Below are 20,579 nucleotides of genomic sequence, written 5' to 3'. Positions count from 1 at the left end.
GGTCGGCTTCGGCTGAATTCCGGCTACCCGGCCCGGCGGTAGAGGATTCTCCCGATCCGGTTCGCTGTCCGAAAGGCGGCCCTGAAATGACCGGTTCCACAGCACCGTTGCCCGGAATTCCCGGAGCCCCCTACGATGGCGGGCCGAAGCGGCCGGACATCTATTCACCGGCCGTTCGCCCTACCTGGGAGGCGGAATGATAGAGGGATATCTCGGCCGGGAAAGCGTCACCGCCGGGCAGCAGCTGACCGTCCACGTCTCCACCGACGCCGCCGGGTTCCGGCTGAGGTTCTACCGGCTGGCCGCGGAGCCGGTCCTGGTGGCGGAGAGCGGCCGGTTCCCCGGGTCGCTCCACCCGGCGCCGCCGCACCCCGACGGCGTGGCCGGCCGGGCCTCGCCCGCCGACGCCTGGGGCTGGCCGCCGCTCGCCGTGCCCGTGCCGGAGGACTGGACGCCCGGCCTGCACCTGGTCCAGTTCGTCGAGGACGGCGAGCACGGCGAGGACGGACGGGACCGCGAGGTCCCGCCGCTGCTCGACGCCGCGGGCATCGAGGGCCCGGACCGCGAGTTCTTCGTCGTGCGGCCCCGCCGGCCCGGCAGCCGGTCCCGCATCCTCTACAAGAAGTCGACCTTCACTCGGCACGCCTACAACCGCGCCGACCGTCCGGGCGAGGACCGCGGCGCCAGCCTCTACGACCACCCCGTGTACCTGCCGGACGGCGATCCGCGCGGGCACCGGGTGAGCCTGCACCGGCCCGGCGGAATCATCGACCTCGCCTACTGGGACGCTCCTTTCATCGCCTGGCTGGAGCGCAACGGCTACCCGGTCGAATTCTGTACGGATCTCGATCTGCACGAGGATCCGGAGCTGCTGTCCTCGTACGATCTGCTGCTCAGCGTCGGCCATGACGAATACTGGAGCGAGGCGATGCGCGGCCACGCCGAACAATTCGTCCGGGACGGCGGGAACATCGCCTTCCTCAGTGCCAACACGTGCTGGTGGCGCATTCATCCGACCGACCGGAACACCGCCTTCGTCACGGACACCGACCACCACGTGGGGGACGCGTACCCGCACCTTCCGGCGACCGACCAGTGGTGGCCGGCGGCACCCGACGGCGTGGGCCGCCCCGAGAACTCCCTCACCGGGGTGAGTTTCCGCAACGGCGGCATGTGGGCGAGCGCCGAGGGGTGGCCCGGGGACCGTCCGCGCGAGGGGTACACCGTGCAGCACGCCGACCACTGGGTCTTCGCCGGCACCGGGCTGCGCGACGGCTCCGACGGCGGTGAGCCCGACCGGCTCGGCGCGGGCACCACGCTGATCGGGTACGAGTGCGACGGCGCCGCCTACGTCCGGGACGACCGCGGCGTCGCCCGAGCGAGCGGCGAGGACGGCACTCCCGCCTCCTTCCTCATCCTCGGCATCCATGTCCTCGAACCCGTGCACGAGGACTTCCACGACTTCAAGTGGGGCCACTGGAACGGACCGGCCCGGGAGCCGGGTGTCACCAGCCCCCGGGCCGCGACCATGGGCGTCTTCACCGCCGGCGGCACCGTGTTCTCCGCGGGTACCACCGACTGGCCGGCGGTCTGCGGGAAGGACGAGGACGCCGCGGTCGCCCAGGTCACCCGCAATCTGCTGGACCGGCTGCGGCACCGCTCGCCACGAGCGTGAGCAGTTCCCCCAGCCCGCGGATCCGGGCCGCCCCGTCCACCAGGGGCGGCTCGGATCCGAGCACCGCGGGGTCCGGCCGGGACAGGTGGACGGAGCGCATCCCGGCCGTGAGCGGGCCGAGCACGTCCGGCGCCCACATGTCGCCGACGAACAGCACCTGCTCGGGCGGCAGTCGGCACCGCTCCAGCAGCGTCCGGTAGATCAGCGGGTGCGGTTTGCGCGCGCCCGCCCGGGCGGAGCCGACCACGACGTCGACCGACCCGTCCAGGCCGACCTCCCGCAGGCAGTCCTCCAGGTTCCAGAACCAGTTGGAGCAGATGCCGAGCAGCAGACCGCGGGCGCGGAGCTCCCCGAGGACGGGGAGGGTGTCCTCGAAGAGCTCCAGCCGGACGGCCTTCATGGCCCGGTCGATCTCCTCGACCAGCCCCTCCAGCTCGCCGTCCGGTACCCCGCAGTCCCGGGCCCTGCGCCGAAGTCGCCCCAACTCCCAACGGTGGTAGTCGAGTTCACTGACGGAGTGATCCGCGTGCTCCTCGCCCTCGGCGGGGCCCACCGTCCACTGGTCACCCCAGCGGGCGCCCTGGGTGGACAGGCCCCGGCGGTCGAAGATCGGACGGTGGTCGGGCGGCAGCGGCTCGACCATCCGCGCCAGCGTCCCGTAGAAGTCGAAGACGACGGCGCGGATCCCCACCGGCCCCGCGGTCGGCACGGGCCCGGCCTCAGTAACGGCCGTGCCGGCGCGGGAAGTAGTCCTGCAGCTCGCCGTCGCGCTCGATGTCGACGGTCGCGCAGTGCAGCCCGCCGCCGAACGGCCCGACCGCCCGGAACGGCACCGGGACGATGTCGAAGCCGTAGGAGGACAGCTGCTCCGAGAGCCGGACCTCCTTCTCCTCGATGCACAGGGTGTTCTCGTCGAGGTTCAGCATGTTGCCGGCGAGCCACGGGCTGCAGAACGACAGCTTCGGCGGGTGGTCCCAGCTCGCGGGCTGCACCGCCTCGATGATCTCCCAGTCGTTGAGCCGGAAGAACTCCATCAGCTCGGCGTCCGCGAGCCGCTCGCCGCAGTGCAGCACCAGCCCGGGGCGCAGCGGCACCCAGGTCGCGTCGATGTGCAGCGGGTGGGTGTTGGTGGAGGTGACCACGTGCACCCGGTGGTCGGGGAAGTGGCGCTTGAGCCACTGGTAGCCGCTGCGGTTGGTGACGAAGGACAGCTGGACGAAGAGGTCCTTGCCGAAGCGGGCGACGTCGGCGGCGTCGAACAGCGGCTCGGCCTCGGTCAGCACCAGGTCGTAGTCCCGGACCCGGGCCAGCTGCTCCTCGGTCGGCAGGTCGTTGTAGGTGTCCCAGAACTTGGTGTTGTAGGAGGCGTCGGTGAGCCGCGGCTTGGGTGCGGCCTCCCAGCGCATGTTCTCGTCGGAGTCGAACAGGTTCTGCAGCAGGGGCCGGTACGCCAGGTACTCGTGCCAGCGGCTGCGGTAGGACATGGTCGCTTCCAGGACCTCGTTGCCCACCGTCAGCAGCAGGTCGCGGGGCGGCATGCAGCCGAACATGGAGTCCTGCGTCCACTCGGGCGTGCTGACCTGCTGGTTGAAGTCGACGGGGGTGGGACGGTCCACCCGGATGCCGCGCCGGCGCAGCATCTCGGAGAAGTTGTCCAGCTGCTCCTCGGCCTCGGCGACCATGTCCTCGGGCATCGGCCCGAAGGTGCCCAGCGGGAAGCCGTCCTCGGGGTAGTCGCGGCGCACCGCGTGCTCGGGGGCCTGGACCACGGTGCCCTCGGCCCGTCCCACGACCACGTGGCGCAGCGGGTCCCAGCCGTTCCAGGCGTTGACCCGGATCGGTCGGGCGGAGGCGTCGGAGGTCTGCTCGGTCGAAGAAGTCGTCTGCTCGGTCACGTAACAAGCCCTTCGTATCGGGATCACGTGGGTGCAGAGGCCTAACCTGCGGGTACCGCCCGGGAGGAGTCAAGTGTTGATCTCTCTGCGGGACACCGAACGTCATCTTCCGGCCGAATGTCTAAACCTCTGCGACTCTTGGCGATCAGACGGGTAATCAGAAGAGCACCCCCATAGCGAACTTGGAGACCTCATGGCCATTCGCATGTCCTACCGCCCCCTTGTCCTCACGTTTCTCCTGTCCCTCGCAGCCACCGGCTGTACCTCCAGTAGCGGGGGCGGGGGCGACGCGGGCGGCAAACTGACGGTGTGGCTGGCCGTGGACGCGCAGGAGAGTTGGCCGCAATTGGTCCAGTCCACCAACGACCGTTTCACCCAGGCCCACCCCGGGGTCCAGGTCGACGTCCAGTACCAGCAGTGGACGACCAAGAACCAGAAGCTGGACGCCGTCCTCGCCGGGAAGAACGTCCCCGACGTGGTCGAGATGGGCAACAGCGAGACCACCAACTACATCGTGAACGGTGCCTTCGCCACGGTGGACCCGGCGAAGTACGACCAGTCGGCCAACTGGCTGCCGGCCCTCGCCGACGCCTGCCGCGCCAACGGCAAGACGTACTGCGTGCCCTACTACGTCGGGGCCCGGATCGGCATCTACCGCACCGACCAGTTCGCCCGCGCCGGTGTCGCCGAAGCCCCGAAGACCTACCCCGAGCTGCTCTCCGCGCTCGACAAGCTGAAGGCCGTCTACGGCCCCGAGGACCCCAACTACTCGGCGCTCTACATGCCCGGCCGCTACTGGTACGCCGCCATGGCGTTCGTGAAGGACGCGGGCGGCGAGATCGCCGTGAAGGAGGGCGACAAGTGGAAGAGCTCGCTGGCCTCGCCGAACTCCGTGGCCGGGCTCACCGAGTGGAAGCGGCTGATCGACACCTACTACGTCGGTGACCGGGCCAAGGACAACTCCGACCAGCCGGCCGTGGTCGGCCAGGGCCGGGTGGGCGTCTTCTACGGGAACACCTGGGAGTCCGCCATGGCCACCGACGAGCACTCCGGCGGCGACCCGAAGCTGAAGGACAAGTTCGGCACCTTCCCGTTCCCCGGCCCGTCCGGCAAGCTCCTGCCGCCGTTCCTCGGCGGTTCCACCCTGGCGGTGCCGGCCAAGTCGACCCGCAAGGACCTGGCGGCCGACTGGATCAAGCTGTTCACCGACACGCAGTCGCAGAAGGCCCTGATCGAGGTGGACACCCTGCCCAACAACACCGTCCAGATGGCCGAGGTCGCCGCCGGCGGCATCAACGGCCCGGCGGCCCAGGCCGCGGCCACCGGGGGCTGGATGACCCCGTTCGCCCCCGGCTGGACGTCGGTGGAGAAGTCCAACATCCTGCCCGAGATGCTGGAGCGCATCGCCAACAACAAGGCGTCCGTGCAGGACGCCGCCCGCGAGGCCGACCAGCGGATCAACGAAGTGATCAATGAGCGCTGACCGGGGCCGGCGGCGGCGTTCACCGCTGCTGCCGTACCTGCTGATCGCCCCCACCGTCCTGGCGCTCGTCCTGGTCCTCGGCTACCCGCTGGTGGACATGGTCGTGCTCTCCTTCCAGGACATGACCCGGGAGCAGCTCTTCAGCGGCGCCGCACCGCCGTGGGCGGGGCTCGACCAGTTCGGCAAGATCCTCGGCGACGGCTTCTTCTGGAAGGTCGTGGGCCGCACGGTGCTCTTCACCGCGGTGACCGTCGTGCTCACCGTGGTCTGCGGGCTGTTCACGGCGCAGCTGATGCACCGGGTCTCCCCGTGGGTGCGCGCCGTCATCGCCGGCGTGCTGGTGACGGTGTGGGCGATGCCGGCGATGGTGGCGGCGTCGATCTTCCGCTGGCTCTTCGACACCGACTACGGCGTCACGAACTGGGTGCTGTCCAACCTGCCGGGGGTCGACATGACCCACCACAACTGGTTCACCAACCCCTGGCAGGGGTTCACGGTCATCGTCGCCGTCGTGGTGTGGGGCTCGCTCCCGTTCGCCGCGATCACCCTGCGAGCTGCGCTCTCGCAGGTACCGCCCGAACTGGAGGAGTCCGCGATCCTGGACGGCGCCCGGCCGTTCCAGGTCTTCCGGCACGTCACCCTGCCGGTGATCAGACCGGTCCTGCTCATGGTCACCACGCTGAACGCGATCTGGAACTTCGGTGTCTTCAACCAGATCTGGCTCATGCGCGGCGGCCAGCCCGAGCGGGAGTACTACCTGCTGGGCGTCTACTCCTTCATCGAGTCCTTCGCGGTGAACCGGTACAGCACCGGCGCCGCGATCGCCCTCGTGACCGTCGTCCTGCTGCTCGCGGGATCGGTCGTCTACCTGCGTCAGATGCTCAGGACGGGAGAGCTCGAATGAGGCGTCAACGCTCGCTCGGCCACGACCTCCTCGGGCTGCTCGTCGCCGCGGTGATCGGCTTCCCCATCTACTGGATGGTGCTCACCGCGTTCCGGCCGGCCTCGGAGATCCTGAGCCTGCCGCCGAGGTTCTGGCCGACTTCGCCCACCTGGGACAACTTCGCGCGGGCCCTGGGCTCGGAGACCTTCTGGGCCAACGTCCGCTCCAGCGTCCTCATCGGCGTCGGCACCGTCGTGGTGTCGCTGATCGTCGGCACGCTCGCCGCGTTCGCCCTCGCCCGCTTCCGCTTCACGGGCCGCAAGACCTTCGTCGTGGTGATCCTCATCGTCCAGATGGTGCCGCTGACGGCCCTGATCATCCCGCTGTACCTGCTCCTGAACGACGCCGGGCTGACCGACAGCCTGACCGGGGTGATCCTCACCTACCTGGTGTTCACCCTGCCGTTCACGGTATGGATGCTGCGGGGATTCATCGACGGGGTGCCCGTGGAGCTGGAGGAGGCGGCCATGGTCGACGGCTGCGGCCGCCTCGGCGCGTTCCGCCGGGTGGTGCTGCCACTGCTCGCCCCCGGCATCGTCGCCACCTCGGTCTTCGCGCTCGTCCAGGCCTGGAACGAATACGTCCTCGTCTACATCCTGTTGTCCACCCCTGAGAAGCAGACCGTCAGCATCTGGCTGGTCTCCTTCACGACCAGCCGCGGGACCGACTACGGCGGGCTGATGGCGGGAGCCACGCTCACCGCCCTGCCCGTGGTGGTCTTCTTCCTCATCATCCAGCGCAGGATCGCCTCCGGCCTCGCCGCCGGGGCGATCAAGGGGTGATCAAGGGGTGATCCCGCGCACCGAACACCCGACTCTCCCGGTCGCACCCCGTTCACGCCCACAGGAGGACTCCGTGACGCACGACCGTCTCGATCTCGTCTCCAAGCTCTACCAGCCGTCCGGCTGGCCCCGTGTCCTGCAGGTGGCCGAAGGGACCCCGTCGGACGCCCCGCTCGTCGTGGACCTCGACCCGACCACCTTCTGCGACCTGGCCTGCCCCGAGTGCATCAGCGGAAAGCTGCTCAACCAGGGCCGCTTCACCCCCGAGCGGCTGGCCGCGCTCGCGGAGGAACTGGTCTCCATGTCCGTCCGGGCCGTGGTGCTCATCGGGGGCGGCGAACCGCTCGCCCACCGCGGCACCCGTCAGGTCCTGCGCGTCCTCGGCGAGGCCGGCCTGGCCGTCGGGGTCGTCACCAACGGCACCATGATCGACAAGAACCTCGACGAACTCGCCTCCTACGCCTCCTGGGTCCGCGTCTCCATGGACGCCGGGAGCTCCGACACGTACGGGCTGTTCCGTCCCGACCGCAAGGGCCGCAGCGTCTTCGACAAGGTCGTCGCCAACATGCGGCTGCTCGCCGGGGCGAAGACCGGCGCGCTCGGCTACTCGTTCCTCGTCATGACCCGCCAGGAGCCGGACGGCCGGGTCGTCAGCAACCACACGGAGGTGCTGCAGGCGGCCGAGCTCGCCCACGACATCGGCTGCGACTACTTCGAGACCAAGGCGATGTTCGACGAGGAGCACCACGTCATCCAGGTCTCCGAGGACATCCTCGAATCGGTCGACCGCCAGCTCGCCGAGGCCGCCCGGCTGGAGAGCGACACCTTCCAGCTCATCAACTCCTCCACGCTCACCTCGCTGCGCCGGCACACCGGGCCGGTCCAGCCCAAGGAGTACCACCGCTGCAAGGTGGCCGAGCTGCGCACCCTGATCACCCCGTCCGGGGTGTACGTCTGCTCCTACCACCGGGGCAACCCGCAGGCCCGGATCGGCGACGCCGTCACCGACAGCCTGCCCGACATCTGGAAGACCTCGGACCGCGGCATCGTGGACCCGAGCCGGGACTGCCGCTTCCACTGCGCCCGGCACCGCTCCAACCTGGAGCTGGACCTGATAGCGGAAGGAACGGGCGCAGTCCCCCCGGGAGAGGACTACGACCCGTTCCTGTGACCTGACCGTCAGCCCGCGCTGACGCCGACCCGGTTCCCCGTCCGGGCACTCCGGCTCCCCGGAGCCGCCCGGGCGGGGATCACGCGTGCCAGGGGGAACGGAGCGCGCAGCGCGTCGGCCAGCCGCGCCACCACCCCCGGCGTGTCGGCCGCGGGGCAGACACCGACCAGCGAACCGCCGCCGCCGGCCCCGCTGAGCTTCAACGGCAGGCCGGCGGCGTGCAGCGCCAGCGTCCGCAGCTCCTCCAGCACCGGGGTCGACATGCCCTGGAAGTCGCGCATCGCGTCGTGCGCCCGGGTCATCGCCTCCCCCAGCGCCTCGTGGTCGCGCCGGCGCAGGGCCGCCCACGCGGCCCCCGACGCCCGGTCGGCCTCGGTCCGGTACGCCGCGAGCGCCGGATCACCGGCCGCCAGCTGCGCCCGCACCGTGCGGATGTGGTCGGCGGTGTTCTTCCGGGTCCCGGAATCCACCACGACCACCCGCCAGTCCTCCGGGAACTCCAGCCGTTCCCGGACCACCGGCAGACCGCGCTCCCGGCCGTCGATCAGCAGCGCACCGCCCTCGGCGACGGCCAGGTGGTCCATGCCGCCGCCGTTGAAGCGGGCGAACTCGAACTCGTACGCCCACTGGACGAGCAGGGCGTCCGGCACCGGCTCGCCGTCCGGCGCCGCGGCCGCCCGGGCGAACGCGCGGAACAGTGCCACGATCAGTGCCGTGGACGAGGACAGCCCGCTCGCCGAGGGCGCCTCACTGCTGACGCGCACGGCCGGCGCAGGGCCATGCACCTCAGGGAGCCGCTCGCGCAGGAACATCCACACCTGCGCCGACCAGTCGCTCTCGGCCGGCTGCTGCCCACCGGACGGCACACCGGGCACCACCTCGACGGTGGTCGGCAGGTCGAGGGCGAGGCTGACCGAGCGGCCGTCGCCCAGCCAGTCCAGGTCCTCCCCCGACAGACAGGCCCGGCACGGCACCGCGACGCGGATCGCTTCTTCCTCGCTCACCTTGCCCGGAACCTCCCGTCCGTGAGAAACGCCCGGTACATCTCCAGTACGACCCGCGTGGGCGGATGCAGCGGCGCCGGCAGGTCGTCCAGCGGCCGGAACCGCGCCCGACGCACCTCGTCCGCCCCCGGGGACAGCTCCCCCGACCAGCGCGTCGCCGCGAAGCACAGCGCGAAGCAGTGGTTGACGTCCCCGTTCGGGTAGGTCACGGTGTGCAGGTCCGGATCGGACAGCGAGCCGAAGGCGACCAGGTCCTCCTTCTCGACCCGCAGCCCGGTCTCCTCCGCCACCTCGCGGACGGCGGCCTCGGCGAAGCCCCCGTCCTCCTCGCAGGCACCCGCGGGAAGCTCCCAGACACCGTTGTCCACCCGCTGCTGGAACAGACCCCGGCCCGCCTCGTCGATCAGCAGGACCTGGGCCCCCGGGACCAACAGTCTCCGGCCGCCCACCTTCTGACGCAGCGACCAGACGTAAGAGCCGACATAGCCCATGCTCGCACCACCCCCTCCGACGTCCGCCCGACGTCGGGCGGCCACGGGGGCACAGACTGTCACGCGCCGTCCTCGGCGAGCCAGCGCGGCACGGCCTCGGGCGTCTTCTCCAGCCACCGCACATAGCGGTCGACGCCCTCCGCGACATCGACCCGGGCCTGCCAGCGCAGCAGCTCCCGGCTCCGCTCGGTGGAGGCGAAGCCCCCGAGCGGGTCGCCCTCGGGCCGCGGGGTGACGATCCGCTGCGCCTGCGGGAAGTAGGGCATCAGCAGGTCCGCGACGTCCCGGACCGCCGTCGGACGCCCGGTCCCCACGTTGACCGTTTGGCCCGCCATCCCCTCCTCGACGAGCGCGAGTGCCGTCGCCTCGGCCACGTCCTGGACGTGGATCATGTCGCGCACCTGGACGCCGCCGCCGTTCAGACGCATCGGGCGGCCGAGCTTGGCCTGCAGGGACAGCCAGGGCACCATCCAGGAGTGGCTGCCCGGCTTCGGGATCTGGGGGTCGCCGTAGACGGAGAAGTAGCGCACGATCGCGTACTCGGTACCCGCCGACGCCCCGAGCATCAGCCGGGTCTGGTGCTCCGCCCACAGCTTGCCGTTGGCGTACACCGACAGCGGGAACAGCGCCTGGTCCTCGTGGAACATGTGCGGGCCGGGCGAGTCGGTGGGGCCGTCGCCGTACACCGACGCGGAGGAGACCAGCACCAGGCGGCGCACGCCGGTGCGGGCCAGCTCCTCCAGGATGACCTGGGTGCCCTGCACATTGGCCCGGAAGGCGATGTCGGGGTTCCGGGTGCAGGCGGCCACGTCGGCGTAGGCGGCGGCGTGGACCACGAAGTCGGCGTCCCGGAGCAGGCCGGCGACCAGCTCGCGGTCGCAGACGTCACCGACGACGAGCTCGGCCCCGGTCTTCTCGACCCCGAATATGGTGTGGCCGTCCTCGGGGTAGGCGTCCATCCGGTCCAGGACGACCACCTGGGCACCGGCCCGGCACAACAGGGACGTGAGGTGGCTGCCGACCAGGCCGCCGCCTCCCGTCACGACGATGCGAGCATCGCGGAGCTTCTCCAACCGGGACTCGACGCTCTCACCGTCGTCGCTTCCGGCCTCGTTCAACGGCGCGTGCGATTCAGCGGACATAGGGGGTTCCCTCCGTGAAGACGGCGAACTCTCGAACACTCGCTCAAGCACAGCCACATGCTTCACTCGGAAGGTGGCGTGCCAGTCCAGCATCCTTGGGACACCAACCGTGACGCCAGTGCGAATTCGGCACTCTTGCCAGCCTCCGGCTCTATCCGTACTGTCCGGAATCGATGGCACCCGCAGTAGCAGATAGCGACACGAGTGCCACCAAGTCCCCCACACCCCACCAGAAAGAGGGAAACCACGTGACGCGCCATCAGCTCAGCGCGGTGGTCATGACCCACCCCAAGCGCCGGCGGGCCGCCGAGCAGATGGCCCTGACCGCGCCTCCGGGCGCACTGCGCGTCGTCATGGACCCGGACCCGACCGGCACCCCGTCGGTGCTGCGCACGGCCCTCGCCGCCTGGGACTCCGTCGCGGACGGCGCCACCCATCAACTCGTGGTCCAGGACGACATGCTGTTGTCCGAATCGTTCTTCGAGCGGGTCGACCTGGCCATCGAGGCGATGCCGGACGCGGCACTGGCGCTCTTCGCCCTGTGGGACTCCCGCAACGGTGCCGCGGTCCGCTTCGGCGCCATGGCCGGTGCCCGCTGGGTCGGCGCGGTCAACGAGTACTTCCCGTGCGTCGCGATCGTACTGCCCCGGGCCGTCGCCGAAGGCTTCGTCCGCTACGGCCGCGCACGCCTCGGCGGCTGGCCCGACGACATTCTGATGCACCGTTATCTGACCGACCTCGGCGTCCCCCGCTACGTCTCCGTGCCCAACCTCGCCGAGCACCAGGACCAGGGCTCGATCTCGGGCAACGCCTTCCGCGGGCCGCGCCGCTCGGTCTGCTTCCTGCCCGACGACCGCCCCGGCGACGAGGGGCAGCGGCTGACCGGCCTGAGCGTCCTGCCGTTCTTCAAGTACGGCGTCGCGCGCTGCGCGGTGCGGGTCGCGGGGCCCGGCCCCGAGCGCTGGCTGCACATGGACGGCGAGCAGTACCTGCGCGGCCTGGAGCTGCCCGGCTCGCTGTTCACGCCACCCGGGCCGGAGTCCGACGCACCCGACGTCCGGGGCACCTGGCTCACCGCCCTCGCCATGGGCCACGAGGCCGCCCGCCTCGGCCTGGACCCCGATGGCTCCGCACCGATGGTGCGGGCCGAGGTGTACGCCGAGGCGATCGCGACCACCGGGCCGGGCGGCATCAGCAACACCAGTACCGAGGAGCGGATCGCCGAACGCCGCGAGGCGCTGGCCGCGGTGGCGCACCGGGCACTGGCCGCCGGCCACGAGTTCGCCGGCCGGCCGGGTGCCCGCCGCCCCCCGCGGCCCGGCGGCCTCGCCGTCCGCGGCGGCGCCTCACCGCTCGGCGAGCACCTCGTGCGCAGGATCACCGACCTGGCCGGGGACGGCCTGCCGGACGCCACGCTCGACCTGACCGGCCTGCGCGAGGGCGCTCCCGCCCAGGAGTTGACGGTCCGTCTGCACGGCGACCCGCGGCCGTACACCCTCACCGTGGGCGAGGTCTACGGTCCCGGCTGCTCCCGCGACACCCTCATCGGCCGCATGGTGTGGGACGCCCTGCGCAGCCACCCGGTGACCGTCCACGGCAATCCCGACAGCGAGCTGCACCCCGTCTACGTGGACGACCTGGCCGACGCCGTCCTGGCGGTGCTCCGCTCCCGCCCGGTGCCCCGCGCCTTCACCGTCGCGGCCGAGAAGCCCACCACCCTCGCCGAGCTGGCGAACGCCGTGCACGCGGCCGTCCGCCCGGTGCCGGTCCACACCAACCCCTCCCCCACCGAACCCCCCGCCCCGGCACCGCACTTCACCACCGCCCCCCGCCCACCCGCCTGGACGCCGGCGACCGAACCCGCGAAGGGCTTGCACGCCTTCTCCCAGTGGCTCGCCTACGAGGGGACCCTGCTCACCACCATGTGACCCACCACCCACCCCGGCGCACCCGCCCAGACAGCACCGACCCCCGCGCGTTCGGCGCTCCCGCACGCGTGCCTTGAGCGGGAGCGCCGGGAGTTCCGGGGCGGGCGCCGGTCCCCCGGCCGGTGCGGGCCCGGGTGATCCCTTCGCCGCCCGGCCCGCGCCGTGGGTGCGGCCCCGTCACGGGCAGGTACCGCGGGCAGGTGGGTGCCATGGCCGCCGCGCGGGCGAGGGCCACGTCGTCGGATCGGGGAGGACCGGCGGCCACCGCGGTCCATCCCGGTCGGGGCCGGGGGCCGAGCAGCACTGCGGCCGGGCCGAAGGTCCTGGCGGCAGTGCCTGCGGCTCACGCGTCGGGCACCACCGCCACCGGGCAGGCCGCGTGGTGCAGGACCGCGTGGGCGACCGGGCCGAGCAGGCCGATGCGGACGGTGGGGCGGCGTCCGAGCACCAGCAGTGCGGCCTTGGGCGACGCTTCCACCAGCACCGGCCCGGGCGCCATCCGCTCCGTCACCTCGACGACCTCGACGCCCGGATGAGCGGCCCGCCAGGGGGCGAGCGCGCGGGCCAGCAGCTCGGCCTCGGCCTCCCGCCCCCCGGCGGTCGGGCCTTCCGCCGCCGCGGTGGTGGCGTGCACGGCCCGCAGCGGGAGCCCGGCCCGTGCCGCCGCGGCGAACGCGAACTCCAGCGCCGCCTCGGCGGGGCGGCGGGCGTCCACGCCCACCACCAGGTGCTCGCGCTGGGCCGGCCCGGTCGGCTCGGCCGGGAGCACCACCGTGGGGCAGCCGGCCCGGGCCGCGAGGTACAGGGCGGTGGAACCGACCCGCAGCCCGGCGAAGCCGCCGTCGCCGCGCGCGCCGACCACCAGCAGCTCGGCGTCCTCGGCGGCGGCGCCGAGCGCCGAGGTGGCGACGTCCTGGACCTCCTCGGTGTGCAGCCGCACGGCGGGGTGGCGCCCGGCGAGGACCTGCCGCACCTCGTGCAGCAGGCCGCCCCCGTCGGACGGCAGCCCGGGGGCCGGGTGGGGCAGGGCGTGCAGGGCGCGCAGCGGTCGGTCGCGCACCAGCGCCTCGCGCGCGGCCCAGTCGGCGGCCACCAGGCTCGCCTCGGAGGTGTCGACGCCGACGGTGACGGGCAGGTCCACGGTGGTTGTCTCCTCGATGACAGCCCCCCTGATGCTCGGTCAGGCCCCCGGGTCCAGTCTGCTACCTCGGGGAGGTCGATGCCGTGTTCGCGGATCCAGTCGTGGTGTCGGGCCGAGAAGCCGTTGTGGTCCTGGCGCCAGACGCGCGAGCGAGCAGGTGGTTGAGCGAGGGTCACCGCCGGGGCGCGAGGGCGAACAGGGCCGGTCGGCGCACGCCCGGACCGGTGGGACGGGACCTGTGGCCCTGTGTTCCCGGGCTGCCGGGCCCTGGGCCGCGGACCCCGGAAGGCGGAGGGTGATGACCGGCGTGGGCGAGCCGCCGGGCACGCCCCACGAGCGGGGGACTTCCCACCCCCGCCACGAGAACCGGAGCATTCCCATGAACAGCTACGTACTGGCCGGTGTCGACGGCTCGTCCGAGAGCACCGCCGCGGCGCGCTGGGCTGCCGCCGAAGCCGTCCGACGCGGTCTCGCCCTGCGCCTGGTCCATGTCCGGACATGGTTGGACGACACCCACGGTGACCCCGGTCAGCCCGGCGACGTCCGCGCGCTGACCAGCCGGATGCTCTCGGACACCAGGCAGGCGGTCCTGGACGCCCACCCCGGTCTGGAGGTCGGGGCGGAGCTGATCGGGGACACCGACGCGGTCGAGCCGCTCGCCTCGGCGCTGGCCGGGGCGGCCGGCGGGGCGGAGCTGCTGGTCCTCGGTTCGCGGGGGCTCGGAGGCTTCGCCGGCCTGCTGGTCGGATCGGTCGGCCTCGCCGTCGCCGGCCGGTGCGAGGTGCCCTCGGTCTTCGTCCGGGCCGGTGGATCCGAGCGGCCCGGCGGTTCCGGCCGACCCGAGGTGGTCGTCGGCGTCGACACCCGCGCCCCCTCCCGGGAGGTCGTCGAGTTCGCCTTCCGCGAGGCCGCCCGACGCGGAACGGTCCTGCGCGCCGTCCACGGCTGGGAGCCGCCGCCGGTCTGGGGCTACGCCGGCTGGGTCCCCCCGCTCGCCGAGGCGGAGCAGTTCCGGGCTATCGAGCGCGAGCTGCTCACCGTGGCGCTGGCCGACTGGCGGGAGGAGTTCCCGGAGGTCGAGGTGGTCGAGGACTGCCGGATCGGCACCGGCTCCTCCGCGCTGGTGGAGGCCTCCGCCGAGGCCTCGGTCGTGGTGGTCGGCCGCCGGCGGCACCCGCACCGCGCCGGCCTGCGGCTCGGCCCGGTCGCCCACGCCGTCCTGCACCACGCGCAGGCACCGGTCGTGATCGTGCCGCACGACTGACCGGCCGCCACGCGACGCGGTGGGCCCCACGGTCTCGTGGGGCCCACCGCGTCTTCCGCCGTTCCCCGCGACCCGGGCTCCTCCCCGTCCCCGGCCCCCGGGAGAGCCGGGAGGGGAAGGAACGACAAGGACCGGGCCGGGGACGGTCGTCCGTCCCCGGCCCGGTCCGACGGGCTTCCGCACCCGCTACCCCCGGGCTTCGACCTTGAGGTCCTGGGTGCCGGGGGCGGCGTGGACCGTGGTTCCGGTGGTCCCGAGGAGGATGCCGAGGGCGTTGTCCAGCGGGCCGATGGCCCAGGCCCCCGGTCCGTTCGACAAACGCGGCGGCGGCCTCGGCCTTGGGCCGCATCGAGCCCTCGGGCAGATCCAGCGCACGCAGCCGCTCGGGGGTGGCGCTCACCAGCGGGCCTGGGTGGGCGGCGCCGTAGTGGGCGAACACATGGGTCACGTCGGTGAGGATCAGCAGGGCGTCGGCGTCGAGCTGCTCGGCGAGCAGGGCGGCGGTGAGGTCCTTGACGACGACGGCCTCGGTTCCCCGGAGCAGGCCGGTGTCGCGGTCGCGGACGACCGGGACACCACCGCCGCCCCCGCAGATCACCACCGCCGCGCCGGCCAGCAGGCGGCCGGCGAGGGGCGCTTCGAGGACCGCCCGCGGTGCGGGCGAGGGGACGACGCGGCGGTGGTGCGCGCCGTCCGGAGCGGTGGTCCAGCCGCGCTCGCGCTCCAGGGACCGGGCCCGCTGCTCGTCGAACTGCTGGCCGATGAACTTGGTGGGGTGGGCGAACGCCGGGTCGTGCGGGTCCACCTCGGTGTGGGTGACGAGGACGGCGACCTCCCGTCCCGGGAGCCGGTTCATCAGCTCCCGGGCGAGCAGGGTGCCGATCATGCCCTCGTCGGACCGGACCCGCGCCGCTCGCGAACGGCGGCCCCGCCCGGCACCCCTGGCACCCCCGGGGCGCGCGGCAGCGGGAGGGCCGCCGCCCCTTGCCTTGCACGGGAACGGCGGCCCTCCCCCGTCGACGGCCCACCGGCCGTCACGGATGGCTGACGGTTCAGAGGCGGGGGTCCACCAGGATCTTCACGGCCGTCTCGTTGTGGTGGATGAGGGTCTCGAAGCCTTCGCTGACGAGATCGTCCAGCCCGATGGTCCTGGTGATGAACGGCGCCAGGTCGATACGCCCCTCCTGCACGAGCTTGATGGTCTGCGGGTGGGAGTTGACGTAGGCGATCGTGCCGCGCAGGTCGACCTCCTTGAGGACCAGCTTCTGCATGTCGAGCGACGCCGGCTTGCCCCAGATCGAGATGACGGTGATGACGCCGCCCGGCTTCACGGCGTCGAACAGCGTGTCGAGGACGGCGTTGACGGACGTGGCCTCGAACGCGACGTCCGCGCCCCTGCCACCGGTGAGGCGCCGGACCTCCTCCGCGACATCGGTGACGGCGGGGTCGATGACGTGGTCGGCGACCTTGGCGTCCAGCGCCTTCTGCCGGCGCAGCGAGCTGAGCTCGGAGACCGCGACCTCGACGCCCATCGCCTTGAGCACCGCGCAGGTCAGCAGCCCGATGGGCCCGGCGCCACCCACGAGGGCGAAGTCGCCCGCCTTGGCACCCGAGCGCTCGAAGGCGTGGTACCCCACCGACAGCGGCTCGATGAGGGCCGCCTGGTCCAGCGGGACGTCGCCGACCGGGTGGACCCAGCGGCGCTCGACGGCGACCTTCTCGGCGAGCCCACCGCCGCGACCGCCCAGCCCGATGAAGTTCATGTCGGGCGAGAGGTGGTAGACCGGGTTGTTCTCACTGGTGTCGACATCCGGGCGCAGGATGTAGGGCTCGACGACCACGCGGTCGCCCGGCTTCAGGTCCTCGACGCCCTCGCCCACCGCGTAGACGACGCCGGACATCTCGTGGCCCAGGGTCACGGGAGCGGATTCGCCGGAGACCGGATGCGGGTGCCCGGCCGGCGGTACGAAGATCGGCCCGTCGAGGTACTCGTGCAGGTCGGTGCCGCAGATCCCGCAGTAGGCGACGTCGATGCCGACCGTGCCCGGGCCGACCGTGGGCTCCGGAGTGTCTTCGATACGGATGTCACCGCGGTCGTAGTAGCGCGCAGCCTTCATTTGAACTGTCCTCTTCACCTGTTGTGCTCACGGCCCGCATCGGGTCGTACCGTGCAGTGAGGCCTGCGCCTCACCAGGCGGATTTAAGTTGACTCTTAAACATTACCCCCGGCGGCGCGCACCGGCGCGGCGACACGCCCGGCACCGGGGCATCTCCGCAGCTCAGCGCTCGCGCCCGCGGACCTTCAGCGGGAGGGCGGGGAGTTCGGGGGCGTGGAGGCGGGGGCGGGCGTAGCCGTGGACCTCGCCGAAGCGGGTGCCGGTTTCCCAGTCGGTGCGGGCCTGGGTGATCTCGTCGCCGCTGCGGCCGATGAAGTTCCACCACATACCACGGCTCTGCCGTTTCGTCCCAGGTCAGGGGCTTGATCGACCATCCGGGGTCAGCGAAAGGTCAGCAAGACGCCCGGGAGTCGACTGTCATGGCCACCATCAACCTCGTCCGCGGCATGGGCAGCCTCTTCAAGGAGTGCGAGCACCCCGAGAGCCGGTGGCCGAGGTGCCCGCACGAGTACAAGATCCGCTACCGCAACGCGGCCGGACGGCAGACCGAGGAGTCCGGCTTCGCCACCCAGGACAAGGCGAAGTCCCGCCTCGCCGAGGTCTACCAGGCCCGCAAGAACAACCCGCAGAGCCAGCACAAGGCCGCCCGCGTCCAGCAGTACAGCCCGATGCAGTTCCACGAGTACGTCGCCGAGTGGAAGGCCGGCCAGCGCGACCTCAGCCCCAGCTCGCTCCGCCACCTCGACTCACTGCTCGTCCACCACCTCTACCCCGCCTTCCGCAGCCGCCGGATGGGCACCTTCGACCACAAGGTCGTCGAGGCCTTCATCCAGTCCATGGAGCGCAACGGCGTCGGCCTCGCCACCCAGTCCAACGCCTTCGACAAGCTCAAGTCGATCCTGCTCGACGCCCACCGGCTCGGCCTCTACGACGACAGCCCTCTCGACGGCGTCAAGCCCCCGCAGTACGACCCCAAGCGCGCCATCATCCCCTCCCCCATCCAGGTCCGGGACATACGCGCCGCCGGCGACGACACCTTCCGTCTCGTCGCCGACCTCATGAGCGGCTGCGGCATGCGCAACGGCGAGGCTCTGGCCGTCAACATCAACAACATCGTCGCCGACGACGTCTACCGGATCACCGAGCAGGTCAACCAGACCACCAAGGCCTACGCGCCCCTCAAGCACCGCAAGGCCGGCGACTACCGCGACGTCCCCCTCGCCGCCCGGGTCCGGCACTCCATCGAGTCGTACGCCGACACCTACGGCACCATCGACGGCTACCTCCTCCGACACCCCCGCGACCTGACCAAGCCGATGCCCAACCACTACATCGCCAACCAGTGGAAGCGGATCAAGAACGACGGCCTCGTCGAGATCCCCGAGGGCATGGTCGTCTACGGCCTCCGCCACTTCTTCGCCTCGAACTGCCTCGGCCACAACCTCCCCATCACCGACGTCGCCGAGTGGATGGGTCACAAGAGCATCGACGTCACCTTCAAGATCTACCGCCACCTCATGCCCGGCTCCATCGGCCGCGCCGCCGAACTCCTCGACCTAGGCCTGGCCGCCTGAACGTGCGGAGGCCCTGTCCCCGAACCGGAACAGGGCCTCCGCACGCCGGTCACGCGACCTCAACCGCCGGCCAGCCGCTGCTGCTGCTTCACCCACGCCTGCACCTCGGACATCTTGAACTGCAACTTGGCGTTCCGCCCGCACCCGAACCTGTAAGGCACGAGACCCGCACGACCAGCATCGCGGTACACCCATGCAACAGACATGTTCAGGTACTCCGCAGTCTCCTTGACACTCATGAACTGCTGGGTCACTCGATCCTCCCTACAACAGCCGACATCTGTCATGGAGAATCTCCCGCGAAGGACCGTTTGACCGCGCCGGAATCCTGTGCTGCCCATCCCCCTCAAGCTACCTGGAGTGATGGATCAGCAGCGGTCACCCCTTGACCCCCAGTCGCCCGGCGACGTGAACTCCAGCCTGGCATGCATCGAACGGAACGCGTCGTTCGTGCAGAGACTCACTCATTGCGCGCACCGGCCTGCCGCGCGTGGTCCCCGCCCTGTCCCCACAGGCCAAGAGCCTCAGCCCAATGGCAAAGTGTTGCGAGCTCTCCAGGCCTGGTCACAACGACACAGGACCCGGGCTCGGGCTCTGCCGGATGCAGTTGCAAGCCCTCCAGGGCCGATCACGACCGGAGACACCACCAACGCGCGGCTGTGGACGGACGTGTTGCAAGCCCTCCAGGGCTGATCACGGCGCCCGCCACCTGACGGCCCCGGCGCTCGGACCGGTCGTTGCAAGCCCTCCAGGGCTGATCACGACCGCGGTACCGGACGGTGGAGCGGACGGCGCCGAGCCGTTGCATGCCCTCCAGGGCTGATCACGACCACGTGGAGCGGCGCGATGTGGCGGGCCACCAGCAGGTTGCAAGCCCTCCAGGGCTGATCACGACTCGCCGACACGGCGAAGAGCAGCGCGGATTCGCTGACGTTGCAAGCCCTCCAGGGCTGATCACGACACGATCCGCCAGCCCTGGATGGCCGCGATCCTCGCCGGGTTGCAAGCCCTCCAGGGCTGATCACGACCACCGACACCGCCTGCTGGGAGTGCCTGCGCCGCACGTTGCAAGCCCTCCAGGGCTGATCACGACCTTCCCCTCCGACCCGCCCGGCCGCGACATCTGGGCGTTGCAAGCCCTCCAGGGCTGATCACGACCGCGAGCCGGGCCGTCTCGCTCCTCTCCGCCGCCACGTTGCAAGCCCTCCAGGGCTGATCACGACCTGACGACCCCTGGCCCGGCACGGCCGTCCGCACTGCGTTGCAAGCCCTCCAGGGCTGATCACGACGAGCCGCTCGCCGGTGGCTGCGGATGACCTTCCGCCGTTGCAAGCCCTCCAGGGCTGATCACGACCGAGGACCGGCAGCGGCTCGCGGACGCCGGGCCCGCGTTGCAAGCCCTCCAGGGCTGATCACGACCTCTCGGTCAGCGCATCGGGTGGCGGGGGCAGGCCTGTTGCAAGCCCTCCAGGGCTGATCACGACCCTCTACAGCGGCACCTCCGACACCCTCCACGGCGCGTTGCAAGCCCTCCAGGGCTGATCACGACCCTGCACGTCGCACAGCTCGACGCATCGGCCCTGGCGTTGCAAGCCCTCCAGGGCTGATCACGACCCGAGGGTAAAGCCGCAGGTTGGGGTGGGTGGTGGTGCAGTAATGGATCGTTGTGGTGCGGCGTTTGGCTGGTGGTGCAGTGGTGCTGGTCAGAGGATGTCGCCGGGGCCGCCGAGGGTGGTTCCGATGGTGGTGGTTTCGATCATGTCCGGGGAGCGGGTGCTGTAGGTGACGATGCTGTCGTAGGTGGGGTCGATCACGTTGTTGAGGGTACTGGTGAGGGCTCGGTATTGGGCGGCGGTGAGTTCGCCTTGGAAGACGCTGCGCTGTGTCCAGTGGAGGTACTTGCGGCACGTTTTGAGGACTCTCGGGTTGCGTTCGGCGGCGGTGTCGTAGACGAGGATGACGAACATGG

General features: G+C 71.4%; 18 protein-coding genes, 2 pseudogenes and 1 CRISPR repeat array. Of the genes and pseudogenes, 8 read left to right on the top strand and 12 right to left on the bottom strand.

Translation table 11 applies throughout. The features are described 5' to 3' along the window. The first annotated feature begins 196 nt into the window (after positions 1 to 196). The gene (locus ACFVVU_RS22695) at positions 197 to 1,675 is read left to right on the top strand and encodes a N,N-dimethylformamidase beta subunit family domain-containing protein (RefSeq protein WP_387791824.1); all 1,479 of its coding nucleotides are present in this window, start codon (positions 197 to 199) and stop codon (positions 1,673 to 1,675) included. Here the strand turns inward: ACFVVU_RS22695 and ACFVVU_RS22690 are convergent. Together ACFVVU_RS22690 and ACFVVU_RS22685 are read right to left on the bottom strand one after the other, a co-directional pair. Continuing rightward, on the bottom strand, positions 1,626 to 2,366 hold the full coding sequence (locus ACFVVU_RS22690) for an HAD family hydrolase (RefSeq protein WP_387791822.1): 741 nt from the start codon (positions 2,364 to 2,366) through the stop codon (positions 1,626 to 1,628). The genes ACFVVU_RS22695 and ACFVVU_RS22690 overlap by 50 nt on opposite strands. A gap of 28 nt (positions 2,367 to 2,394) precedes the next feature. Continuing rightward, positions 2,395 to 3,570, bottom strand: coding sequence for a serine/threonine protein kinase (locus ACFVVU_RS22685; protein ID WP_380683514.1), 1,176 nt, complete (start codon positions 3,568 to 3,570; stop codon positions 2,395 to 2,397). 193 nt (positions 3,571 to 3,763) lie between these two features. Between ACFVVU_RS22685 and ACFVVU_RS22680 the strand changes: the two genes are divergently transcribed. From ACFVVU_RS22680 to ACFVVU_RS22665, 4 genes are all read left to right on the top strand, one after another. Then, the gene (locus tag ACFVVU_RS22680) at positions 3,764 to 5,053 is read left to right on the top strand and encodes an extracellular solute-binding protein (RefSeq protein ID WP_380683515.1); all 1,290 of its coding nucleotides are present in this window, start codon (positions 3,764 to 3,766) and stop codon (positions 5,051 to 5,053) included. Beyond that, positions 5,043 to 5,957: a carbohydrate ABC transporter permease gene (locus tag ACFVVU_RS22675; RefSeq protein WP_380683517.1), complete on the top strand. Its 915-nt coding sequence runs from the start codon at positions 5,043 to 5,045 to the stop codon at positions 5,955 to 5,957. The genes ACFVVU_RS22680 and ACFVVU_RS22675 overlap by 11 nt, the downstream gene beginning before the upstream one ends. After that, positions 5,954 to 6,778, top strand: a complete 825-nt coding sequence (locus ACFVVU_RS22670) for a carbohydrate ABC transporter permease (RefSeq protein ID WP_380683518.1) — start codon at positions 5,954 to 5,956, stop codon at positions 6,776 to 6,778. The genes ACFVVU_RS22675 and ACFVVU_RS22670 overlap by 4 nt, the downstream gene beginning before the upstream one ends. 73 nt (positions 6,779 to 6,851) lie before the next feature. Beyond that, entirely contained in the window at positions 6,852 to 7,949 is a 1,098-nt protein-coding gene (locus ACFVVU_RS22665) for a radical SAM protein (protein WP_387791819.1), read from the top strand. Positions 7,950 to 7,957: 8 nt separating this feature from the next. Here ACFVVU_RS22665 and ACFVVU_RS22660 read toward each other — a convergent pair whose 3' ends face one another. The 3 genes from ACFVVU_RS22660 to ACFVVU_RS22650 are packed head-to-tail and all read right to left on the bottom strand — an operon-like array spanning position 7,958 to position 10,586. Next, the gene (locus ACFVVU_RS22660) at positions 7,958 to 8,953 is read right to left on the bottom strand and encodes a galactokinase (RefSeq protein ID WP_387791818.1); all 996 of its coding nucleotides are present in this window, start codon (positions 8,951 to 8,953) and stop codon (positions 7,958 to 7,960) included. After that, complete coding sequence (locus ACFVVU_RS22655; protein WP_380683522.1) at positions 8,950 to 9,444, bottom strand: NUDIX domain-containing protein; 495 nt, start codon at positions 9,442 to 9,444, stop codon at positions 8,950 to 8,952. The genes ACFVVU_RS22660 and ACFVVU_RS22655 overlap by 4 nt, the downstream gene beginning before the upstream one ends. 59 nt (positions 9,445 to 9,503) lie before the next feature. Then, entirely contained in the window at positions 9,504 to 10,586 is a 1,083-nt protein-coding gene (locus ACFVVU_RS22650) for an NAD-dependent epimerase/dehydratase family protein (RefSeq protein WP_387791816.1), read from the bottom strand. 248 nt (positions 10,587 to 10,834) lie between these two features. On the opposite strand from ACFVVU_RS22650, the gene ACFVVU_RS22645 reads away from it, so the two are divergent. Next, positions 10,835 to 12,514, top strand: coding sequence for an NAD-dependent epimerase/dehydratase family protein (locus ACFVVU_RS22645; protein ID WP_387791814.1), 1,680 nt, complete (start codon positions 10,835 to 10,837; stop codon positions 12,512 to 12,514). Positions 12,515 to 12,857: 343 nt separating this feature from the next. Here the strand turns inward: ACFVVU_RS22645 and ACFVVU_RS22640 are convergent, their stop codons facing one another. Beyond that, on the bottom strand, positions 12,858 to 13,655 hold the full coding sequence (locus tag ACFVVU_RS22640; RefSeq protein WP_387791812.1) for a universal stress protein: 798 nt from the start codon (positions 13,653 to 13,655) through the stop codon (positions 12,858 to 12,860). 379 nt (positions 13,656 to 14,034) lie between these two features. On the opposite strand from ACFVVU_RS22640, the gene ACFVVU_RS22635 reads away from it, so the two are divergent. Next, entirely contained in the window at positions 14,035 to 14,919 is an 885-nt protein-coding gene (locus ACFVVU_RS22635) for a universal stress protein (RefSeq protein ID WP_387791811.1), read from the top strand. Positions 14,920 to 15,105: 186 nt separating this feature from the next. Here ACFVVU_RS22635 and ACFVVU_RS22630 read toward each other — a convergent pair whose 3' ends face one another. The 4 genes and pseudogenes from ACFVVU_RS22630 to ACFVVU_RS22615 all read right to left on the bottom strand — a co-directional run. Then, on the bottom strand, positions 15,106 to 15,237 hold the full coding sequence (locus ACFVVU_RS22630; protein ID WP_387791941.1) for a hypothetical protein: 132 nt from the start codon (positions 15,235 to 15,237) through the stop codon (positions 15,106 to 15,108). Positions 15,238 to 15,286: 49 nt separating this feature from the next. Beyond that, a pseudogene (locus ACFVVU_RS22625) lies at positions 15,287 to 15,775 on the bottom strand (carbamate kinase); the annotation flags it as partial. 196 nt (positions 15,776 to 15,971) lie between these two features. Next, positions 15,972 to 17,036: a 2,3-butanediol dehydrogenase gene (locus tag ACFVVU_RS22620; RefSeq protein ID WP_380688934.1), complete on the bottom strand. Its 1,065-nt coding sequence runs from the start codon at positions 17,034 to 17,036 to the stop codon at positions 15,972 to 15,974. A 162-nt stretch (positions 17,037 to 17,198) separates the two neighbouring features. Then, positions 17,199 to 17,363 (bottom strand): annotated as a pseudogene (locus ACFVVU_RS22615) (pirin family protein); the annotation flags it as partial. A 92-nt stretch (positions 17,364 to 17,455) separates the two neighbouring features. Between ACFVVU_RS22615 and ACFVVU_RS22610 the strand changes: the two are divergent. Further along, positions 17,456 to 18,610, top strand: coding sequence for a tyrosine-type recombinase/integrase (locus tag ACFVVU_RS22610; RefSeq protein ID WP_387791809.1), 1,155 nt, complete (start codon positions 17,456 to 17,458; stop codon positions 18,608 to 18,610). A 59-nt stretch (positions 18,611 to 18,669) separates the two neighbouring features. Here ACFVVU_RS22610 and ACFVVU_RS22605 read toward each other — a convergent pair whose 3' ends face one another. Together ACFVVU_RS22605 and cas2 are read right to left on the bottom strand one after the other, a co-directional pair. After that, complete coding sequence (locus tag ACFVVU_RS22605; RefSeq protein WP_387791807.1) at positions 18,670 to 18,864, bottom strand: helix-turn-helix transcriptional regulator; 195 nt, start codon at positions 18,862 to 18,864, stop codon at positions 18,670 to 18,672. 288 nt (positions 18,865 to 19,152) lie between these two features. Further along, positions 19,153 to 20,224: direct repeats of the CRISPR family, unit length 29 nt; unit sequence GTTGCAAGCCCTCCAGGGCTGATCACGAC. A gap of 89 nt (positions 20,225 to 20,313) precedes the next feature. Then, positions 20,314 to 20,577 (bottom strand): CRISPR-associated endonuclease Cas2, encoded by a 264-nt coding sequence (gene cas2, locus ACFVVU_RS22600; protein WP_387791805.1) that lies wholly within the window; start codon positions 20,575 to 20,577, stop codon positions 20,314 to 20,316. Between the last annotated feature and the right edge of the window lie 2 nt (positions 20,578 to 20,579).

The organism is Kitasatospora sp. NPDC057965 (assembly GCF_042887135.1).
Taxonomy (GTDB): Bacteria; Actinomycetota; Actinomycetes; order Streptomycetales; family Streptomycetaceae; genus Kitasatospora.
The sequence above is the reverse complement of the archived record's forward strand: the minus strand, read 5'-3'. Positions and strand labels throughout refer to the sequence as shown.